Source organism: Gemmata algarum (assembly GCF_034097035.1).
Taxonomy (GTDB): Bacteria; Planctomycetota; Planctomycetia; order Gemmatales; family Gemmataceae; genus Gemmata; species Gemmata algarum.
Genome location: NZ_JAXBLV010000188.1, coordinates 23,066 through 42,875, shown reverse-complemented (window position 1 = coordinate 42,875; position 19,810 = coordinate 23,066). Strand labels below are relative to the sequence as shown.

The window sequence follows — 19,810 nt, the reverse complement described above, 5'->3', positions numbered from 1 at the left end:
CGGTAACCGGGAGCGGAGCGCCCGCCCTGGTACGAATCCGATCGCCAAACCCGGCACGAGTACACTGACCGCCCGCGCACGTCCTCATCACGGTTCGGCGGGTCGCGTCCGTTTCTCGTGGCACGGACATTCCCGCCGTCGAGCGCGGAAGGCGGCACAAACCGGAATATCCGTGCCACAAAGGCATCAGCCGAAAACGGTCGCTCGCGGCACGCACCGCGCGGCTTCTTACGGCTGATGTCACGCGCTCACGCCGCTCACCTCGGCCCGCCTCATGGTCGGATTTTGACAGGATTTCAAATTAACCGGCCGTCACCTGTTTATCCTGTCGGTCCTGTAAAACGCTCTTCGCCCACCCATCGCGCTCGAGTGCCATATTGCCCTTGCTCCTGGCCAGCCGAATCCCCGGGCGAGCTTCGGTCCGCCAGACGTTCTTGAGGTGCGGTAGCGATGCCCGACGAACAACCGCGATACTTCACCGCGATTGATATGTTTTGGGAGGTGTTCCACGTCGCGGTCGTTTCCACCGGCTGCTATCTCGGGTCGGCGGTCTGCGACACTTACCTCGCGATGCTGTTCGGCGGCTTGGTCGCCCGCTTGGCCGGGGTGACTCTTGTTCTCGGCATTCGCCGGCTGTCGGGTGTTCGGAACTGAGGAACCGTTGCGGGAAGCGCCCCATTCGCCTCTGCCTTTCCCTCTCACGCAAGTCAGACTTGACCACCTGTAGCAGCGATCGCTATCCCCGACGCGCCTCTCCCGCTCAACCGCTGACCGTAGGTGAACCATGCGGCGCGTCTACCCGGTGCTGGCGCTTCTGATGCCGTTGAACGGGTGCGCGTTCCTGGTCGCCACCAGCGGGAAAGATGTGGGCGCGCTGGCCACACGGGACGAGGTGCAACACGACTTCGGAACTCCGGTCGTCAGTGGGAGCGTAGAGGGTCAGCCCTACGACGAGTTCCGAACCCACCGGAAAATATCCGAGGGATGGAAGAGCATCTATTACAGCATGGGCTACGTCGTGACGCTGGGCTTCGGAGAGGTGATCTGGCTCCCGAACGAACTGTACCGGGCGACACGGCGGTCAATCGTCGGGCAAACCGTCCGCTTTGTGTACGACGAGGCCGGGAACGTTAAGTCTGTGCAGCTTGACGGGGAAGCTATACCCAACGCCCCGCGCCCCAGATGACTCGGGCGAACCGCTTCCGATAAGCGACCACTTCGCCGGACGGCGCGTCCGGTTCGCACTTCACCCACCGCCTTCCGCCCGCCATACTGGACGCAACCCGAGGGCGGCCGATGACTGAAGCCGAATGGCTGGCGTGCGCTCACCCGAAGCCGATGCTGGAGTTCCTACGAGGACAGGTGAGCGACCGGAAGTTGAAGCTTTTCGCCTGCGGTTGTTGCCGCCGTTTACTGCATCTGATGCCTGATATGAGAAGTCGAACCGCGCTGGAGGTCGCGGAACGGGTTGCCGATGGTTTGGTGTCGGGGCCGGCCGAACGAGAGGCGGCGTGGCAGGTTCGTCTCGGGCTACCCCATGACCACACCGGCTGGGCGTTACAACCGGATGCTTTCATTGCGGCAAGGAGTGGGGCAGAGCATTTGGCGGATGCGGTGCGGATGCAGCAGAAGCCTCTCAGACGGCACGAGGCATGGCTGAAGGAACTCGGTTCACAAGCCCTCCTCATCCGCTGCGTCTTCGGCAACCCCTTCCGCCCCGCAACCGCCGAACCCGGTTGGCTCACGTCCGATGTCCTCGCCCTCGCCACCGGCATCTACGCCGAGCGTGCCTTCGACCGCCTGCCGATCCTGGCCGACGCACTACAAGACGCCGGATGCGACCGCGACGACATGCTGAACCACCTCCGCGGCGACGGCCCGCATGTTCTCGGCTGCTGGGCGCTGGATTTGGTGCTCGGGAAGTCGTGACGCTCCGACGATCTACGCCGAAAGATCGAAATAGACCTTCAACGACCTGTTCCGCTTCTCCCAAGACGTGGTATAGAGTGCGAGTCTCGGCCCACATCGTCGTCTCACCCGAAAGGAGATCGCATGTTCGTGAAACTCGCGGTCCTGCTGGCCGTCTGTGCCCCCGTCGGTTCAGACGGGGACGCAGCGCCGGTGCCAGCCCCCGTGGCCGAGAAGGTGAAGACGGCGGAAGAAGTCCGGCGCGAGTGCGATGAGGTTGACCGCCGATTGGAGGCTTCGCTGAAGCGCACCGACGAACTCCTCCGGTCGCTCGGAATGACTCTGCCGAAAGGGGAGCCGGTACCCCCGCTCAACCTCGTGCCCAACGTGCCGATGTCGTCCAGTACCCCCATCGCTTCGGACGGAGACGCAGCGCCGGCGCCAGCCCCCGTGGCCTCAAAGGTGAAGTTGAAGACGCTGGAAGAAATCCGCCGCGAGTCCGAAGAACTCGACCGCCGAGTGGAGGCTTCGCTAAAGCGCTCCGACGAGTTGCTTCGGTCGCTCGGAATGACTCTGCCGAAGGGGGAGCCGGTACCCCCGCTCAACCTCGTGCCCAACGTGCCGATGTCGTCCAGTACCCCCATCGCTTCGGACGGAGACGGAGGCGCGGACACGGCGCCAGCTCCCGTAGCCCCGAAAGTGAAGACGGTAGAGGAGACCCTGCGGCAGTGTCGAGAAACCGACCGCCGGGTAGAGGCCACGCTGAAACGCACCGACGAACTCCTCCGGTCGCTCGGGCTAACGCTACCGAAGGTAGAACCGGTGCCCCGCCCCGATCTGCTGCCCAATGTGCCGAAGTCGTCCAGTGCCACCGTCGCTTCGGATGGGGATGCGGTTGCGCCCGTGCGCGTACCCCCACCCCTACCCGTGTACCCGAAGCCGAAGGCGTTCGAGCAATCGATCCGTGATTCCGAAGAACTCGACCGAGACGTGGCGGCTACGATCAAGCGTGCTGACGAACTCTTCCGGTTACTCGGGGTGACGACCCCAAAGTTGGTGCCAGAACCCCGACCCGACCTGCTGCCCAACGTGCCGATGTCGTCCAGTGCCCCTGTCGCTCCGGACGGGCACGCAGCGCCGGCGCCAGTTCCCGTGGCCCCGAAGGTGAAGTTGAAGACGTGGGAAGAAGTCCAGCGCGAGTGCGATGAGGTCAACCGCCAAGCCGATGCCGCGATGAATCGCGCGGAGGCGCTCATCCGGTCGCTCGGGCTGACGCTGCCGAAGGGGGAGCCGGTTCCTCCGCTCAACCTCGTGCCCAACGTGCCGAAGCCGTAGTGCAGTTGTTCCAACAGCGGCCCGCTGCGTCACCCGGCGCAGCGGGCCGCTCCGCCATTTCCGCTTCGCACTTCTCCTGTCACTTCCGGAACGACATACTGAACGCCTCTTAAATCGAGGTTGATCGATGGAAGAAAGTCGTTCGCAAGAACCGTTCATGCGAGAAATCGCGGCAACTTTTCAGGCCACCCGAGTGCGGCTTGTCCGCCGGTTGGCCGAAACCCCGTCTGCACAAGTCGGAGCGGTTGTGGAGGACGAACTGCGAGGGCTGTATCACGGGTTGTTCGTTGTTCTTGATGGCGGAACGGCCTTAGCCGACGAAGGGTTGGTATCGGTCGTAGGCGAAGACGGAGTGCCGTTCGCACGCTTTCTCCATGAGCTCTGCTTCAAACACTGGCCCGCGTGAATCCGTCGGTTGCCTGTTCCGGTTCTTTTGGGACTTGGTATAGAGTGCTGGTCTTGGCGCTCACAGAACCCCAGCCGAACAGGGGAACACAATGCGACTCATCCTCTCCGCGATGCTTCTCGCAATCTCGACCGCGGCTACTGCGGCCGACAAGCCTGTGGCCCTCTTCAACGGCAAGGATCTCACCGGCTGGGAGGGCGACACGGAGAAGACCTGGAAGGTCGAGGACGGGGCCATCACGGCCGGGTCGCTCGACGCCGTCGTGCCGCGCAACGAGTTCCGGTGAACCCTTTCGGAAAAATGCTGTCGTCCAACCCTGCCGGAGAAAGGGTATGAGAGCGATTGTCGTCTCACTTCTGGTACTCGGCTCTCTCTTCTGCTTTTTGTTGCTCCTCCCGATTGCGCTACTCTTGCACTCTCTGCACCAGCTTCGCCTCTGGCTCAGGGTGCGGAATTTACAGTGTTTCACGTGTGGAATGAGAATGGGTGCCTCGTCCGTCCGGTTGGCTGAAACCGTGATGCGAAAGCAGATGGAAGAGTTGAGACGCCAGCACCCGAACGTAGATTTCAGAGTCCAGAGAACGTTCGACGCCATCTGCCCAACCTGCGGGACGAGGTACAGGTATGATGAGGCAAGCCAGCAGTTCCGACTGACCCAGAACCATCAGGGTTAGCGCCGCTTACCGAACCTGTTCCGGTTCTACTGGGACTTCGGGTAGGGTGTGGTCCTGGTCGTTCACCGGACATCAGCCCAACAGGAGAACACAATGCGACTCATCCTTTCGGCATTGCTTCTTGCATTCTCGACCGCTGCCACTGCCTCCGAGAAACCAGTTTCTCTCTTCAACGGCAAGGACTTCACGGGCTGGGACGGCGACACCGAGAAAACTTGGCGGATCGAAGACGGATACATCGCAGGAGGCTCGTTAGAGCAGCTTGTTCCTCGAAACGAGTTCCTCTGCACCACCAAGACCTACGAGGACTTCGAGCTCAAGGTGACGTTCAAGCTGACCGGCGACAAGGCGAAGGCGAACGCCGGCGTGCAGTTCCGCACGAAGCGCATCCCGAAGCACCACGAGGTCATTGGCTACCAGGCGGACGTGGGGCAGGACTACTGGGGCGCCCTCTACGACGAGAGCCGCCGCAACAAGATCCTCGCCAAGCCCGCCAAGGACGTGATCGAAAAGCTGGTGAAGCACGACGACTGGAACGAGTACGTCGTCCGCTGTGAGGGGCCGCGGGTCAAGTTGTGGCTGAACGGCACGCTCACCGTCGATTACACCGAGGAGGACGCGAAGATCGAACGTTCGGGCGTGATCGCGTTGCAGATCCACGGCGGGGCGAAAGCAAAGGTGTATTACAAGAACATCACCATCGAAGAGTTGCCCGCGAAGAAGTGAAGTCACCGCGGGCGAGCTTTGCGGCGGCTCGTTCGGACCTGGGGTCAGAACGGGTGCAGAACGGATAGACGGGCGTGAAAGCGGTGCGACTCAGAGGCCAGAGGCGGTAACACCAGCGCTCGATGGACGAGCCAAGAAGATTTTTGACAGGATCAACAGGATTAACAGGATTTCAGCCCGATCCAGTCGTTTCACGTTCGCGCCGCGCGGCGGTTCTGGCCTTTGAGTGTGGCCCGCTCACTCCGTGAGCGGGAGCCCCGCGCATCCGATTCGCGCCGCGGGCGGGCCGGCCTCTCATCGCGCGCCGTCCGATCCCCCGAGCGACCGCTCACGGAGTGAGCGGACCACACTCCGAAGCACTGCACGGGCACTCCGTACCAACTTGAAATCACCCGATCGGTCTTTATCCGGTAAATCCTGTCGATCCTGTCAAAATCACTCTTCGTAAACGCCAGGGCCGGACGCGGGGCCGGGAATCGGATGCGACCGGGGTCGGCGTCACTGCCAGCGGACCGTGAGCTTGCCCCCCTCGCGGGCCTTGCGCTCGATGTACCGGAGCCCGATCCGGGCCACGGAGATGAACACGCACGCCAGGACCGCCAGCACGCTCAGCTCCGCCCACACCGCGAACAGCCCCGGCGTGTGGAACAGCACCTGGCGCATCGCGTCCATCCCCAGCGTGAGCGGGATCAGGCTCGCGAACAGCGCGACCGCGCGGGGCAGCACGTTCACCGGGAAGTTGGTCCCGCTCATCAGGTAGATCGGCTCCTGCAACAGACTGATGAGGTGCCACGCCTCCCGGCCCCACAGCAGGAACAGCGACGCGAACATCATCCCGAGCCCGTACAGCGCCGCCAGCGTTATCAGCAGCCCCGCGACCAGCAGCCACCAGCTCGACGGCTGGACCGGCACGTCGAACAGCAGCACCCCAGCGACGGTGATGGCCACGGCCCGGATGGTGGTGGTGATCATCCCGCCGAGCGCCATGCCCGTCAGGATCGCGGTCATCGGGGCCGGCGACATCACGTACAGTTCGAGGTTCCCGGAGTCGCGCTCCCAGTAGAGTTGCGCCCCGAGCCCCCACAGCACGTTGAGCCAGAAGGTGGTCATGGCGGCGCCGAGGACCAGCACGCCGGTGTACTCCGGCGGCGCCTGCATCGCGCGGTACGCGTAGGCGAACGCGGACACCGCCAGCACCGGCAGTATCGTCTCCTGGATCATCCACGAGTTGTTGCGGAACAGCCACGCCACCCGCGGGTAGGTCCGGGCCTGCGCGGCTTGCAGAAACAGCTTGAGCGAGGACATGCGGTGTGCTCGTGTGCGGTGGCGGTGCCCAAACGCGGCGCTACGGCGCGCCCGGCGGGGCCGCGCCGTCGTTCAGCCCGTGCCCGACCAGTTCGATGAACACGTCCTCGAGCGTCGGCTCCACCTTCTTCATCGTCAGCACGCGGGCGCCGCCCGTCACCAGCGCCTGCACCACGGTCCCGATGACCGGCTCGTCGAGCAGCGACACCTTCAGCTCCACCGTGGTGGGGGTCGTGGTGGTGGTGAGCTGGTGGACCCCGGGCAGCGCGCCCGCCGCGGCCCACGTCCCCGCGCCCGGGGCGAGGGAGATTTCGTAGAGCGGGTACTTCTGCACCTGCCGCTTCAGGTTCGCGGGGGTGTCGCAGGCGAGCACCTTCCCCTTATCGATGATCGCCAGCCGGTCGCACAGCTCGTCGGCCTCGGCCATGTAGTGCGTGGTGAGCAGCAGGGTCCGCTCCGGCCGCTCCTTCATCCAGTCGCGGACGAACGTGCGGATGGCCCGGGCGCTGGTCACGTCCAGCCCCAGCGTCGGCTCGTCGAGGAACAGGATCTTGGGGTCGGTGATGAACCCGCGGCAGAAGTTCATCTTTTGTCGCTGGCCGGTCGATAAATGGCTGATGCGGCTGCCGGCCTTGTCGGTCATGCCGACGACGCCGAGCATCCGGTCGATGCGCTCCTCGGCGACCTTCGTGGGGACGCCGTAGATGCGCGCGAACAGCCAGAGGTTCTCCCGCACGTTCAGGATGCCGTACCCGCTGGACTCCCCGCCCGACACCATGTTGATCCGCGGCCGGAGCGCGTCGGCCTCGGCGACCACGTCGAGCCCGTCCACGCGGGCGGTCCCGGCGGTCGGCGCGAGCAGGGTGGTGAGGATCTTGATGAGCGTGGTCTTGCCCGCCCCGTTCGGGCCGAGCAGCCCGAACAGCTCGCCCGGGCGCACCTCGAGCGACACCCCGTCGAGCGCGACGAAGTCGGCCGGCGCGGCGGCGGCGGGGTCGGGTTTCGACCGCCACCAGCGCCGCTTCCGGCTCTTGCGGTACGTGCGGGTCAGTCCTTCGGTGCGGATCGCCGGGGGTTCCATGTACCCATTGTAGGCGCGGACGTGCCGATCAGTGAGCGCCGGCAAAAGGCGGTCAGCCGTGCCGGATGTGTGAACCGCGCCCGGTCCGCCGGGTTGCGCCCGAGGGCCATCGAAGTGAAAGCGCCGCAGAGTGCAAGGCGGACTATTCAGCCCCCGTACCGGGGCGCTAAACTGCTCCAACGCCCGGTGGCTCACGTGCGGACGAAACGACCTTGACCGCGGCTCGTGACGACGCTATGAGCCCGATCGTTCGGATTCCCCCCGTCCCGAACCTCGCACAAAATCAGGTGACCTGATGCTCCGACGCGCGCACTCGCCCGCGCTTCAGGTGGAACAGCTCGAGGACCGGTTCAACCCGGCCGGCTCCATCATCCCCGCCGGTGAGTTCAACTGGACCCAGTACAGCCCCACGGGCGAGCTGGGCCAGTTGCTGTGGAACGGCGGGACCCTGGTCTACCAGTCGCGCGTCGCCGGTGCGTGGAGCACCGAAACCGTGGCGTCCTCCGGGATCTTCACCGCGGGCGAGTACAACAGTACCGACGCGGTGCAGAAGGCGTCGCAGACCGCGCAGCTCGTGTTCACCAGCGACGGGACGCCGCACGCGCTGTTCCTCGAAAAGGTCTGGGCCGGGAGCTCGTACCAGACGCTCATCCAGCACTACGCGCGGACGTCCGCCGGGTGGCAGCACGTCGAGACGATCACCCCGACGTGGCAGTCCGCGTGGGGGCCGAACAACCTGGTCGCGGAGGCCGGGGCGAACAACTCGATCCACCTGATCTTCACCGAGACCACGGCGGCGGCCACCGGGGTCGGCAACTTCGGCTCCGGCCAGCTGTGGTACTCCACCAACGCCAGCGGCTCGTGGGGGTTCGCCAAGATCGCGGACACGGCGGACCTGGCCCAGGACGTGTGGTTCACCGGCGGCCGGTGGGCGCCGCGGTTCCTGTCGCTCGCGGTCGATTCGCTCAACTACGCGCACGTGACCTACACCCCGCAGTTCTACATCGCGGGCGCGTTCTCGACGGTCAACAGCACGCTGATGTACGCGACCAACCGCGGCGGCGTGTGGAACTCGCAGACCCTGATGGCGCCCGGGGACGGGACCGCCGACGCCGGGCTGGGGGCCAGCGTCGCGGTCGGCCCCGGGGACCAGATCGCGGTCGCGAGCTACTACGTGGACCGGTACAACACCGGCTCGCCGCAGACCTCGCAGCTCATGTACCACACGCTCACCGCGGGCGGGTGGACGCACACCGTGGTGGCGAACGCCCCGGCCGGGTACGTCGCGGGCGACGGGGCCAAGTTCACGGGGTTCGCGCCGCAGCTCTACTTCGACGCCAGCGGCCAGGCCAACATCGTGTTCTCGGACGAGGCCGCCGAGCACCTGCCGGTCAGCTACGCGAACCAGTTCGCGGGGCAGATCCGGCTCGCGACCCTCGCGGGCGGGGCGTGGTCGATCCAGACCATTTACGCCCAGACGGACCCGATCCACAACCAGCTCCTGTACCCGGTCGCGGCCACGTACAACGGGCAGACCACGTTCGCCGGGCTGGTGGCGACGAGCACCGTGGACGGGAACAAGAACCCGATCCGCACCGACTACACGCCGGTCGATGTGAACGCGCCCTACGGGTCGGCCACGCCGCCGGTATCGACCACGCCCCCGATCGCCACCAAGCCCGGTTCGACCACGCCGGCGGCGGGCGCCGCGGCGGGCGGGAGCGTCAGCGGCAGCGGGTGGGCGGTGGCATCGGACAGCGGGGCGACCACCTCGCGGGTGTACGTGTACCGGGCCGACGGCACCCTCTCCATGTCGGTCACCCCGTTCGGCGAGGGGTACCGCGGCGGGGTCCGGATCGCGCGGGGCGACGTGAACGGCGACGGGGTCATCGACCTGATTACGGTTAGCGGCGCCGGGATCGAGAGCCGGGTGCGGGTGTGGAGCGGGGTCAACGCGGCCATGATCGCGGACTTCGTCCCGTTCGTCGGGTACCAGGGCGGGCTGTGGGTGGCTGCCGGTGACATCAACGGCGACGGGGCGGCCGACATCGCGCTCGGCACCGACCTCGGCAACGTGCCGCACGTGAAAGTGTTCAGCGGCCGCGGGGTGAACGAGATCGCCAGCTTCTACGCGTACTCCGTCGGGTTCCTCGGCGGCGTGCGGGTGGGCGTGGGCGACCTGAACCGCGACGGGTTCGCGGACCTCGTGACCGGGGCTGGCTATGGCGCCGGGCCGCACGTCCGGATGTTCGACGGCAAGGCGATCGCGAGCGGCGCCGGCCCCAAGCTGCTCGCCAACGACTTCTTCGCGTTCGCCCCGTCCATGACCGCCGGGCTGAACATCACGGTGGGCGACATCGACGGCGACGGCTACGCCGACATCGCCGCGTCGCCCGGCGCCGGAGCCGCGCACTTGCGGGTGTTCAGCGGGCGCGCCCTGGCGAACGGCCAGGGGCCGGTGGAACTGCTCAGCACCATCGCCTGGGACGGCGCGACCGGTCTGCGTACCGCGGCGGCCGACGTGAACGGCGACGGCCGGATGGACCTGATCGCGACGACGGCCGGTGCGAACAACGGCCGCATCGCCGTGTTCACCAACTCCAACCTGCTGCCGCCGAACCCGCTCGGCGTTCGCTGGATCGATACGGTTCCGGGCACCAGCACCGGCGTCTTCGTCGGCTGAACCAGTCTACCGTTCGCGTTCTTTAACGGCCGCGCTCGCGCAACGTCTGTTGTGCGAGCGCGGCTTTCTTTTGTATTTCGCTCGCCAGATGTGTGGTTCGTGTGGCGTTTGCTTCGTCCCGTAGCCGGCCCCACAGGGGCGGCCGGGCGCGGATCACTTCGTGATCGTTACGGTGGGCGTGTGAAGAGCTGTCTTGACCACGTGACCACATCTGAACTGCCCTGACGGCACGGCGACGCCCCCGGGCCTCGGAGCGGCACACCGCACCGGTCGCGAGCGACTCCCCTGATCGCTCGCGGCCGGCACGGCGGCGCTCCGCTCGTGTGTTTGCGCCTTTCGCTCCCGACTTGTCAAAGACCGGTGGTTCCGTGACCGTTTCGCCCCGGCTCTCCCCAGAGCCAGGGCATTCCTTCCGCATCCACATCCGGTTACTATGTGCGAAGCTCAAAACTTACACGCTGGGTTCTGACACAGCATGTTTCCCTTTCGCACACCCCTTGCCCTCGCTACGCTCGCCCTTTTGCTCGCCGTCGCTGCGGTCGGGTCGCCCCGGTCGCCGGCCGACAAGCGACCCGAGCACCCGGTGCCCGAGCCGTACAAACAAGCCCCACCCCATTCGTTCGAGTGCCGGTGGGCGGACACTCCGATCGTTCTCGACGGGCTCGCGGACGAACCCGCGTGGGCGCTCGCACAACCGATATCTGCATTCCACGTGCCGTGGCTGGGCGACAAGGCCCGGATGTCCCGCACCGCGACCACCGCGAAACTGCTCTGGGACCGCGAGTACATCTACTTCCACGCCGACATGGAGGATTCGGACCTCTTCGCCGACATCACCGAGCACGATGGCGGTTTGTGGAAGAACGACGTGTTCGAGCTGTTCTTGCGCCCGGATGCGGAGAAACTTGGGTACTACGAGTTCCAGGTCAACGCCGCCGGGGCGCGGTTCGACGCCTTCTACCCGAAGTACGACCTGGACCGGCTCGGCGCGCACGCCAAGGCCGGGACGTTCGGCCTCGAAGCGAAGGTGAAGCTGCGCGGCACGCTCAACGCGCGCGACGACGCCGATAAAGGCTGGAGCGTGGAGGGGCGCATCCCGTGGGGCGACTTCCTGCGCACCGGCGGGCGCCCGGTCGCCGGCGAGAAGTGGAAGCTGAACCTGTGCCGGTTCGACTACAACGCCGACTGGGCGGAGCCCGAGCTGTCGTGCGTGGCGCCCATCGCCAAGAAGAAGATCCCGCCCTTCTTCCACCAGAGCGACGACTACGCCACCCTCACCTTCGTCGGCCCCACGGCGGCCACCGCCAAACCATACGGGATCGAGACGCGCGAGCCGGTGGCGTCGAAGGTGGTCGGGTTCCCGGACCCGCCCCCGCCGTTCGTCGCGACCCGCATCCTCGACAAATACCGCCCGGAATACCCGATCCGCGTGGAGCCGATCCCGGGCACGCCGGAGGCGCTCGTCATCACGCAGCCGCACGCCTACGGCCCGACGAAGGTGCTGCGCGTCCCGTTCGGCCCCGGCGCCACCGACAAGGACGCGGTGAAGCAGCTCGACACCCCCAACGGGGGCACCGCCTACGACATCGCGTTCCACCCGAAGTTCGCCGAGAACCGGTACGTCTACATCGGTTGGAACGGCGCCCCCACGGGGCGGAAGAAGAAGTCCAGCGTCATCTCGCGCTACACGATGACCGCGAAGGCGCCGTATGAACTCGACCCGAAGAGCGAGCGGACCGTCATCGAGTGGGAGTCCGACGGGCACAACGGCGCGGCGGTGTGCTTCGGCCCGGACGGGATGATGTACGTCACGAGCGGCGACGGCACCGCCGACTCCGACGCGAACCTGACGGGGCAGCGCACCGACCTCTTGCTCGCGAAGGTGCTGCGCATCGACGTGGACCACCCGGCCGACGGGAAGATGTACGGCGTGCCGAAGGACAACCCCTACGTGGGGCGTAAGGAGTTCGTGCCCGAGACGTGGGCCTACGGCCTCCGCAACCCGTGGCGCGTCACCTACGACGCCAAGCTGAACCAGCTCTGGGTGGGCCAGAACGGCCAGGACCTGTGGGAGCAGGCGTATCTGGTCAAGAAGGGCGAGAACTACGGATGGAGTGTGATGGAGGGCTCGCACCCGTTCTACCCGAACCGCAAGGCAGGGCCGACGCCGATCACCAAGCCCACGGTGGAGCACCACCACTCCGAGGCGCGCTCGCTGACGGGCGGGGTGGTGTACCACGGGGACAAGCTGCCGGGGCTGAAGGGCGCCTACGTCTACGGCGACTACAGCACCGGCCACATCTGGGCCGTGAAGCACACGGGTGAGAAGATCGAGTGGCACAAGAAGATCGCGATCACCACGCTGAAGATCACGAACTTCGCGCTCGACCGCGACGGCGAGCTGGTCGTCTGCCACCACGCCCCCGCGGGCGAGGGCGGGTTCTACACGCTCACCCCGAACGCCGCGAAGGCCGACACCGGGTTCCCCAAAAAGCTGAGCGAGAGCGGCCTCTTCGCCTCGGTCAAGGACCACGCGATGGCCCCGGGCGTGGTGCCGTACTCGGTGAACGCGCCGTTCTGGTCCGACGGGCTGCACAAGGAGCGGTTCCTGGCGGTGCCCGCGGGGAAAATCTCGTACAAGCGCGCCGGCGGCTGGGACTTCCCGGACGGGGCGGTGCTGGTGAAGAGCTTCGCGCTCGAAACCCGCGAAGGCGACCCGGCGAGCCGCACCTGGATCGAGACGCGGTTCATGACGCGCCAGGGCGGCGAGTGGTACGGGTACTCCTACGTCTGGAACGACGCCGGCACCGACGCGACCCTCGTGGACGCGGCCGGGCTAGACCGCGAGTTCACGGTCCGGACCGCCGCCGGCGCGGCGAAGCAGTCGTGGCACTACCCGAGCCGGGCCGAGTGCATGGTGTGCCACAGCCGCGCCGCGAACTACGTGCTGGGGCTGTGCGAGGTGCAGATGAACAAGGACCACACCTACCCGAACGGCCGCACCGACAACCAGCTCCGCGTGCTCGAACACCTGGGGCTGCTCGACGTGGGGTGGGCGGGCGAGGCCAAGGACCCGAGCGCGCGGCAGCAGCCGGACCAGCGCGAGCCGAAGCCGACGGGGCTGCTGCCCGCGCCGCCCGCGGGGCTGAAGCGGCTGGCCAACCCCTACGACAAGGCGCAGCCGCTGGCGGAGCGGGCGAAGGCGTACCTGCACGTGAACTGCTCGAGCTGCCACGTGGAGGCGGGCGGCGGGAACGCGCAGATGGACCTCGGCTACGCGACCGCGTGGGACAAGATGCGGCTGATCGACGTGACGCCGGTCCACCAGTCGTTCGGGCTGGCGGACGCGCGGCTCGTCGCGCCGGCCGCGCCCGAGCGGAGCGTGGTGCTGCACCGGGTCGCCCAGCGCGGCCCGAACACCGGCCAGATGCCGCCGCTGTCCTCGGCCCGCGTCGATCGGGCCGGCGTCGAACTGCTGACCGAGTGGTGCAAGGGCCTGCGTAAGTAGCAGGTGGGCGCGACACCGGTCCCAAGAACCGCCGACTTACGTCGGCGGTTCGGCGCTCAATCCAACTTATGCTCGCGGCTGATTCCAGTAGTTTCAAGTTCGCACAGCGCGATTCCGGTTTTGGAGTGTGGTCCGCTCACTCCGTGAGCGGTCGTTCCGCGCGCCCGACTCGCCCCGCGGGCGTGCCGGCCCCGTCGTTGCGCGCCACGCGCATCCGATACCCGGAGCGACCGCTCACGGAGTGAGCGGACCACACTCAACGGCCTGTGGATGGGTCGGCTACGCCAACTTGAAACCACCGGATGCTGATTGAGCGACAGGCTGATTGTGTCTATGCCACAAAAAGCCAAATCTATAAATACATTGCCCGGATCAGCTTTTCGTTGCGGGAATCGGTTTCGCGTCCGGGTCGCGCGTTTTCAGCTCCTTGACGAGCGTCTCGGCTTTGTCCACCGTACTCAAGTCGATGTCCTTCAGCACCCACTTCCCGTCTTTGGTCTTCTTCAACGTGAAGATCAGGCACCTGCGGTCGGCGCCAGCGGGAGCCTTTTCCGGCAGTCCGATCGGGTCGCTCACCGCCATCGCGTACCCGTGCTTGTCACTGATCAGGACCGTCGGTAGTCCGAGCGATTTGGCGGCGATGAGTTCTTTCAGCTTCTTGGCGGATTCGGGCTTCGCCGGGCTTTTGCCTTCTTCCGCAAGCTTTACCGCATCGTCGAATTGACCCGCGAGCGCGGCCGCGACATAGCCCTCAGCAACTTGGCGCGGGTTCGGAGTCGGTTTCGGGTCGGCAGCGGGAGTGAGTGCGAACACACAAACCAACGCGAGCATGTGATAGCCCCTGAAAGGAATCGTGCGTCCGGAAGACGTTCGGGGCGGGTCGTGGTTTCAGACTACGATTGCGACGGAGTGGATTTTGACACCGAGCGTTCTCTCCCTTTTCAGCAGCAACACACAACGTCCCCGCTCACCAGCGCGGATTGCTACCATCACGCCTGCGGCCCGGGCGCCGGCCGTAATGGCGTCGAAATCGAAAGCTGGCGTCGCGCTCCCCGTGCGGCTCGCGCCCGATGTTGGCGGGCGCGCCTTGCTTCGCGCGCGGGGTTCGTGCATCTTGAAGGGATGGCCGGCGAGTTGTCGTTCGAGAACCCTGAGTTCCTGTGGCTGGCGCCGCTCGCGCTGTTCGTCGCGTGGTGGTGGGGCCGGCGGTCGCGTCCCGCGCTGCGGTTCAGCGACGTGAGCCGGTTCGGCCCGCGCCCCGGGCGGCGCGCCACCGCCGCGCGCCGGGGCAGCCCCGCGCTGCGTGGGCTGGCGTGCCTGCTGCTGGTCGTCGCGTGCGCCGGGCCGCGCCGGCCGGACCTGGTCACGCAGTTGCCCGCGAAAGGGATCGCGCTGGTGGTGGCGCTGGACGTGAGCGGCAGCATGGGCGCCGAGGACGTGGTCTGGACCCCCAACACCCCGCCGGTCTCGCGGCTCGAAGCCGCCCGGCGCGCCCTCAAGCTGTTCCTCGCCGGCGGCGCGGCCCCGGACGGCACCGCGTTCGACCCGCGCCCCGGGGACGCGGTCGGGCTGGTCGCGTTCGCCGCGGTGCCCGAGACGGTGTGCCCCGCCACGCTCAACCACTCGGTGCTGTTCAAGGTGGCGGACGCGCTCCAGCCGAAGGGCGGCGCGGACGCCGGGACCAACATCGGCGACTCGCTCGCCGAAGCGGTCATCCGCCTCGACGCCGCCGACCAGAAGTCGCGGGTGCTGATCCTCCTGAGCGACGGCGAGCACAACATCCTCAAGGAGGACGTGCGCGACGCGCAGCGCCCGGGCATCGACCGCACGCTGAAGCCCCGGGAGGCGGCGCAGCTCGCCGCGAACCTCGGGGTCCGGGTGTACACCATCGACGCCGGCGGCGACCCGCCCCTCGGCGCCCCGCCCGACGCCGTCGCGCAGCGGTTCGCCGGCCGCAAGGCGCTCAAGGACGTGGCCGAGATGACCGGCGGCAAGTCGTTCCAGGCGACCAGCGGGGCCGAACTGCTGGCCGCGTACCGCGAGATCAGCCTGCTAGAGAAGACCGACGACCGCGCGCCGATCTACCGCCGGTACTTCGACTACTACGCGTGGTGCGCCGGGGCCGCGCTCGTCTTACTGCTGTCGGCGCACGCGCTCGACCGCACCGCCTGGCGCACCATGACGTGAGCGGCGGTTGCAACGCTCGCCACGAAGGCGCAACGCGCCCTTCGTTCCCCCTGTTTGTGTCCCAAGCGGTTACCGCTTTATGCTCCTCTTCACGGCGTCTTCCGGCCTGGGCGGGCTGCTGACCGACGGGCGCGAGTTCCTCGCGGCCGTGCGGCTGGGCCGCCCCGCCGCGCTGTGGCTGCTGGCGCTGCTCCCGCTGCTCGCCCTGCTGAACCGCTACGCCGCCCGCCGCCGCCGGGCGGCCCTCGCGGGCGTCGGGCGCCCGGCGGCGCTCACGGGTCAGCTCACGCACCCGCGCCCCCGGCGCCGCTGGGCGGGGCTGACCTACCCGCTCGCGTGGCTGCTCCTGGTGGTCGGCCTCGCGGGGCCGCGGTGGGGCGAGAGCGACGAGCCCGGCGTCGCGGTCGGGCGCGACACGGTGATCGTGATCGACCTGAGCCGCTCGATGCTCGCCGAGGACATGGCCGACCCCGGGGCCAGGTCGCGCTGGGAGGCCGCGCGGTCCGGCGCGCTCGACCTGCTCGCCGCGATGGAGCGGCGCGGGGGGCACCGGGTCGGGGTCGTGCTGTTCGCGGCGCGGCCGAAGCTGGTGTGCCCGCTCACTACCGATTACAAGCACGCGCGGGCGGTTCTGCGGGCCGTGAACGGCAGGTTCCCGCCGCCCGAGTGCCGGCCCGGCCCCGAGGCCGACGCCACCTCCGGTACGCGGTTCGGCGCGGCGCTGGTCGCGGCCGTCGCGGCGCACGACCCGCGGTTCGTCGGGGCGCAGGACATCGTCCTTATCTCCGACGGCGACGACCCCGAAGAGGCCGACCGCGAGTGGGTACGCGGGGCGAACGCGGCCCGCACGGCCAACGTCCCGGTCCACACGGTCGGCGTGGGGAACCCGGGCCAGCCCACCGTGCCCGACCTCGGGCCGGACGCGGTCGAGCCGTTCAGCACCAAGCTCGAAGAGGGCGAGGACAAGCCGCTGAAGTTGATCGCGGGGGAGACGCAGGGGGACTACGTGGCGGCCCGCACCGGCTCGCCGCGGCTCGGCGAGTTCTTCCTGAACCGCATCGAGGGGCACAAGCTGCGAACGGTGGTGGGCGACGACCAGGTGCCGCAGCCGAAGGAGCGGTACCCGTGGCTCCTGGCCCCGGCGCTGGCCCTGTTTTTTGTCGGCTGGCTCCGCGGGCGCTGATCGCGACGAAATGCGAAGGCGGCGGATACGATACAATGTCGAACGTGGCCCGCAACGAACGGGGAACGGCAATGCGTCTCACCCGTAGCCTCTTTTGTCTGGTGTCTGTCGTCGTTTGCTTGCTCGCGGCGGCCCCGCCGCACGAGGACGCGCCCGACGACCTGATTCGACAGGCGAACGCGCTGTTCCGCGAGGGCGATAAGGCCGGCGCCGACCAGCTCTACGCCCGGGCGGAGGAGCGCACCGGCGACCCGGGGCTGGTCGCGTTCAACCGCGGCGTGGTGCTGTTCGACCGGCAGAAGTACCGCGACGCCGAACAGCTCTACGCGTGCGTCCTGGACGACGCCGCGTGCCCGCCGGACCGCGCCGCGCGGGCGTGGTACAACCGCGGCACCTGCCTGCTGCACCGGGGCGGCTCGTGGGAGGTGTTCCGGGCCGCGGTCGCGTGCTTCGAGCACACGCTCGACAGTCCCGCGGCCGACGAGCGGCTCCGCGCCGACGCCCGCCACAACATCGAGCTGGCGAAGCTGTTGTGCGCGAAGGAGCGGGCGAAGGAGGAGAACAAGAAGAAGTCGCCCAACACGGACGTGCCGCCGGAAGAGACGCACCAGCCGCGCCAGCGCCCGGACCCGCAGCCGGGCGGCGGCGACCCCGACCCCAACGGCGGCGAGCAGCCGACCGACCCGGGCGCGTCGAAGGGTCCCGGCGGGATGCACGCGCAGCAGCAACAGGGCACGGCCATCAAGCCGACCGAAACCGACCAGACCACCGCCGGCAACAACGCCGCGCTCGAGGTGCTCAAGGACGACGCACAGGTGCAGCAGTTGAGCGAGAAGGACGCGCGGGCGACCCTCGCCGAGATCGAGAAGCGCAACCGCCGGGAGCAGCAGTCGCTGCTCCGCACCCTGTACGGCCCCGAGCGCACCGCCGTTCGGGACTGGTGAAGGCAGCGACGAGCGACGGGGGCACATGCTTTTTCTTGACCGTAACACGTTGCGCGGCGCCGTAATGCTGGCCGCACTCGGGCCGTTGCTCGTCGCCCACCGGCCGCTATGGGCTGGACAGCCGGCCTTTTTCGAGCCGAAAGAGCACTACTACAAGGCGAAGGGGAGCAGCGTCAGCGTGCGGTGGGTGGTCGAGCCGCGGGAGGTGCTGGTGGGCCGCGACCTGACCGCCACGCTCGTCGTCACGGGCGCGACGAACCCCACCGAGGTCGTGAAGCCCGACCTGCGGAAGCTCCCCGGGTTCGACGTGTTCAAGGTGACGGACGTGCCCGACCCGCCCCCCTCCCCGACCGACAAGGAAGTCCGGTTCGTGTACAAGCTGGCCCCGCGCGGCACCGACGTGAAAGAGGTCCCGCCGCTCAAGTTCAGTTACTTCAACCCGGGCGCGCCGCCGGGCAAGCAGCAGTTCCCGTCCACCCGCACGGACCGCGACGAGGACACCCCCGTCATAACGGTTCGCGAGGCGCCGAAGGTGGAGCGCCGGGTGGTGCCGCTCGAGGCGCCGGAGCGCCTGTTCCAACTCGAAGCCGGTGCGGACGCGCTCGGCCGCGGGCCGTTCGTGCCCGGCGTGTGGGCGTGGGCCGCGGCGGTCCTGGCGGGGCCGCTCGCGGCCGTCGGGTGGTTCCTCGTGTGGCGCCGGTTCAACCCGACGGCGGCGCGGCTCGCGCGGGCGCGGCGGTCCCGGGCCGCGCGCCGGTCCGTCGAGCAGATTCGAAAGGCGAACCGCACCCCCGACCCGCCCGCGGCGATCGCGGGCGCGGTTCTGGGCTACCTGCGGGCGCGGTTCCTGCTACCGGAGAGCACGGTCACGCCGTCGGAAACCATGTCCGCCCTGCGGCAACTGGATGTACCCGCAGGCGTGGCCGAACGGGTCGCCGAGGTGCTGCGCGCGTGCGACCGCGCGCGGTTCGCGCCGACCGGTGCGGAAACGGCCCTCGCGACCGAGGCCGAAGCGCTGCTCACGCGGCTGGAGGCGCTCGCGTGAAGCGGCTGGCCCCTGTCGCACTCTTTGCCGTTCTTCTGACCGTCGCGCCCGCGGCGGCGGCCCCGCCCGAGGACACGCTCGCGGCGGCGGAACGGGCGTTCGCGGAGGGCGTGGGGTCGCGGGCCGACGCCGAGACCGCCCGCCCCGCGTTCGCCCGGGCCGCGGCGGCCTACGACGATCTCTGGGCGCGGGGGCACCACAACCCGGAGCTGGCGCTGAACCGGAGCCGCGCGCACCGGCTTGCCGGGAGCCTGCCCCGGGCCGTCGCCGCCCTTCACGACGGGCTCGCGGTCGCCCGGTTCAGCCGGCCGCTCCAGGTGGAACTCGAAGACGCCCGCGCGGGCGTGCTGTACCCGCTCGAAGGCGAGCTGGCGGCGCAGGGGAAGCCCGTGCCGGTGCGCACCGTGAGCACGCGGCTGTCGGCCCTCGACACGTGGCTGTTGAGCGGGCTGATGTGGCTGGTGGCGTGCGGCAGCGCGGCGCGGTTCGTCGCCACCCGTCGCGCGGCGTGGCTCGCGTGGGCGGGGGGCGGGCTGTGCGGGCTGGGCGCGCTGGCGGCGCTGTGGGTGCAGGACGCGCGGGCGCGCGAGCGGGCCGAGTCGCTCCCGCTCTTGGTGGTGGCGGAAGACGTTCACTTGCGAAAGGGGAACGCGGCCGAGTACCCGCCCCGCATCGAGCCGGCGCTGCCGCGGGGGGCGGAGGTGCGCGAGCTGTCGCGCCGCGGCGGGTGGGTGCAGGTGCAACTGCCCGGGGGCATGGCCGGCTGGCTCCCGGAACCCGCGGTTCTCCCGTGCGGGCGGTGAGGAGAGCATTCCAACTTACAGC

The 19,810-nt window shown here is 68.2% G+C and carries 16 protein-coding genes; 13 read left to right on the top strand and 3 right to left on the bottom strand.

Annotated elements, in window-relative coordinates; genetic code table 11:
• Positions 1 to 450 precede the first annotated feature (450 nt).
• From R5W23_RS18245 to R5W23_RS18220, 6 genes are all read left to right on the top strand, one after another.
• A complete protein-coding gene (locus R5W23_RS18245; protein WP_320687517.1) occupies positions 451 to 654 on the top strand; it encodes a hypothetical protein in 204 nt (67 codons plus the stop codon).
• A 130-nt stretch (positions 655 to 784) separates the two neighbouring features.
• Positions 785 to 1,186 (top strand): hypothetical protein, encoded by a 402-nt coding sequence (locus R5W23_RS18240; RefSeq protein ID WP_320687516.1) that lies wholly within the window; start codon positions 785 to 787, stop codon positions 1,184 to 1,186.
• Between the two features lie 110 nt (positions 1,187 to 1,296).
• Positions 1,297 to 1,929 carry a hypothetical protein gene (locus tag R5W23_RS18235; RefSeq protein WP_320687515.1) on the top strand — a complete coding sequence of 211 codons (633 nt, stop codon included), beginning with the start codon at positions 1,297 to 1,299 and terminating at the stop codon, positions 1,927 to 1,929.
• A gap of 123 nt (positions 1,930 to 2,052) precedes the next feature.
• Positions 2,053 to 3,243, top strand: a complete 1,191-nt coding sequence (locus R5W23_RS18230; protein WP_320687514.1) for a hypothetical protein — start codon at positions 2,053 to 2,055, stop codon at positions 3,241 to 3,243.
• Positions 3,244 to 3,740: 497 nt separating this feature from the next.
• The gene (locus tag R5W23_RS18225) at positions 3,741 to 3,935 is read left to right on the top strand and encodes a family 16 glycoside hydrolase (protein ID WP_320687513.1); all 195 of its coding nucleotides are present in this window, start codon (positions 3,741 to 3,743) and stop codon (positions 3,933 to 3,935) included.
• 481 nt (positions 3,936 to 4,416) lie between these two features.
• On the top strand, positions 4,417 to 5,049 hold the full coding sequence (locus tag R5W23_RS18220; RefSeq protein WP_320687512.1) for a 3-keto-disaccharide hydrolase: 633 nt from the start codon (positions 4,417 to 4,419) through the stop codon (positions 5,047 to 5,049).
• A gap of 498 nt (positions 5,050 to 5,547) precedes the next feature.
• Here the strand turns inward: R5W23_RS18220 and R5W23_RS18215 are convergent, their stop codons facing one another.
• Positions 5,548 to 6,354 (bottom strand): ABC transporter permease, encoded by an 807-nt coding sequence (locus R5W23_RS18215; RefSeq protein ID WP_320687511.1) that lies wholly within the window; start codon positions 6,352 to 6,354, stop codon positions 5,548 to 5,550.
• A 40-nt stretch (positions 6,355 to 6,394) separates the two neighbouring features.
• Complete coding sequence (locus tag R5W23_RS18210) at positions 6,395 to 7,435, bottom strand: ABC transporter ATP-binding protein (RefSeq protein ID WP_320687510.1); 1,041 nt, start codon at positions 7,433 to 7,435, stop codon at positions 6,395 to 6,397.
• Positions 7,436 to 7,730: 295 nt separating this feature from the next.
• Here R5W23_RS18210 and R5W23_RS18205 point away from each other — a divergent pair, with 295 nt between their 5' ends.
• Both R5W23_RS18205 and R5W23_RS18200 read left to right on the top strand, forming a co-directional pair.
• Positions 7,731 to 10,118 carry an FG-GAP repeat domain-containing protein gene (locus R5W23_RS18205; protein ID WP_320687509.1) on the top strand — a complete coding sequence of 796 codons (2,388 nt, stop codon included), beginning with the start codon at positions 7,731 to 7,733 and terminating at the stop codon, positions 10,116 to 10,118.
• Positions 10,119 to 10,593: 475 nt separating this feature from the next.
• Positions 10,594 to 13,626 (top strand): PQQ-dependent sugar dehydrogenase, encoded by a 3,033-nt coding sequence (locus tag R5W23_RS18200; protein ID WP_320687508.1) that lies wholly within the window; start codon positions 10,594 to 10,596, stop codon positions 13,624 to 13,626.
• A gap of 372 nt (positions 13,627 to 13,998) precedes the next feature.
• Here the strand turns inward: R5W23_RS18200 and R5W23_RS18195 are convergent, their stop codons facing one another.
• A complete protein-coding gene (locus tag R5W23_RS18195; RefSeq protein WP_320687507.1) occupies positions 13,999 to 14,457 on the bottom strand; it encodes a hypothetical protein in 459 nt (152 codons plus the stop codon).
• 276 nt (positions 14,458 to 14,733) lie between these two features.
• On the opposite strand from R5W23_RS18195, the gene R5W23_RS18190 reads away from it, so the two are divergent.
• From R5W23_RS18190 to R5W23_RS18170, 5 genes are all read left to right on the top strand, one after another.
• A complete protein-coding gene (locus R5W23_RS18190; protein ID WP_320687506.1) occupies positions 14,734 to 15,813 on the top strand; it encodes a vWA domain-containing protein in 1,080 nt (359 codons plus the stop codon).
• A gap of 79 nt (positions 15,814 to 15,892) precedes the next feature.
• Positions 15,893 to 16,996 (top strand): VWA domain-containing protein, encoded by a 1,104-nt coding sequence (locus R5W23_RS18185; RefSeq protein WP_320687505.1) that lies wholly within the window; start codon positions 15,893 to 15,895, stop codon positions 16,994 to 16,996.
• Between the two features lie 71 nt (positions 16,997 to 17,067).
• A complete protein-coding gene (locus R5W23_RS18180) occupies positions 17,068 to 17,940 on the top strand; it encodes a hypothetical protein (protein ID WP_320687504.1) in 873 nt (290 codons plus the stop codon).
• 25 nt (positions 17,941 to 17,965) lie between these two features.
• The gene (locus R5W23_RS18175) at positions 17,966 to 18,985 is read left to right on the top strand and encodes a hypothetical protein (protein WP_320687503.1); all 1,020 of its coding nucleotides are present in this window, start codon (positions 17,966 to 17,968) and stop codon (positions 18,983 to 18,985) included.
• The gene (locus tag R5W23_RS18170; RefSeq protein WP_320687502.1) at positions 18,982 to 19,788 is read left to right on the top strand and encodes an SH3 domain-containing protein; all 807 of its coding nucleotides are present in this window, start codon (positions 18,982 to 18,984) and stop codon (positions 19,786 to 19,788) included. Before R5W23_RS18175 ends, R5W23_RS18170 begins: the two co-directional genes overlap by 4 nt.
• Positions 19,789 to 19,810 lie beyond the last annotated feature (22 nt).

Excerpts from the sequence above, each read along its gene's own strand:
- R5W23_RS18245 (WP_320687517.1), top strand. The coding sequence starts at position 451 with ATGCCCGACGAACAACCGCGATACTTCACCGCGATTGATATGTTTTGG.
- R5W23_RS18240 (WP_320687516.1), top strand. The coding sequence starts at position 785 with ATGCGGCGCGTCTACCCGGTGCTGGCGCTTCTGATGCCGTTGAACGGG.
- R5W23_RS18235 (WP_320687515.1), top strand. The coding sequence starts at position 1,297 with ATGACTGAAGCCGAATGGCTGGCGTGCGCTCACCCGAAGCCGATGCTG.
- R5W23_RS18230 (WP_320687514.1), top strand. The coding sequence starts at position 2,053 with ATGTTCGTGAAACTCGCGGTCCTGCTGGCCGTCTGTGCCCCCGTCGGT.
- R5W23_RS18225 (WP_320687513.1), top strand. The coding sequence starts at position 3,741 with ATGCGACTCATCCTCTCCGCGATGCTTCTCGCAATCTCGACCGCGGCT.
- R5W23_RS18220 (WP_320687512.1), top strand. The coding sequence starts at position 4,417 with ATGCGACTCATCCTTTCGGCATTGCTTCTTGCATTCTCGACCGCTGCC.
- R5W23_RS18215 (WP_320687511.1), bottom strand. The coding sequence starts at position 6,354 with ATGTCCTCGCTCAAGCTGTTTCTGCAAGCCGCGCAGGCCCGGACCTAC.
- R5W23_RS18210 (WP_320687510.1), bottom strand. The coding sequence starts at position 7,435 with ATGGAACCCCCGGCGATCCGCACCGAAGGACTGACCCGCACGTACCGC.
- R5W23_RS18205 (WP_320687509.1), top strand. The coding sequence starts at position 7,731 with ATGCTCCGACGCGCGCACTCGCCCGCGCTTCAGGTGGAACAGCTCGAG.
- R5W23_RS18200 (WP_320687508.1), top strand. The coding sequence starts at position 10,594 with ATGTTTCCCTTTCGCACACCCCTTGCCCTCGCTACGCTCGCCCTTTTG.
- R5W23_RS18195 (WP_320687507.1), bottom strand. The coding sequence starts at position 14,457 with ATGCTCGCGTTGGTTTGTGTGTTCGCACTCACTCCCGCTGCCGACCCG.
- R5W23_RS18185 (WP_320687505.1), top strand. The coding sequence starts at position 15,893 with ATGCTCCTCTTCACGGCGTCTTCCGGCCTGGGCGGGCTGCTGACCGAC.
- R5W23_RS18180 (WP_320687504.1), top strand. The coding sequence starts at position 17,068 with ATGCGTCTCACCCGTAGCCTCTTTTGTCTGGTGTCTGTCGTCGTTTGC.
- R5W23_RS18175 (WP_320687503.1), top strand. The coding sequence starts at position 17,966 with ATGCTTTTTCTTGACCGTAACACGTTGCGCGGCGCCGTAATGCTGGCC.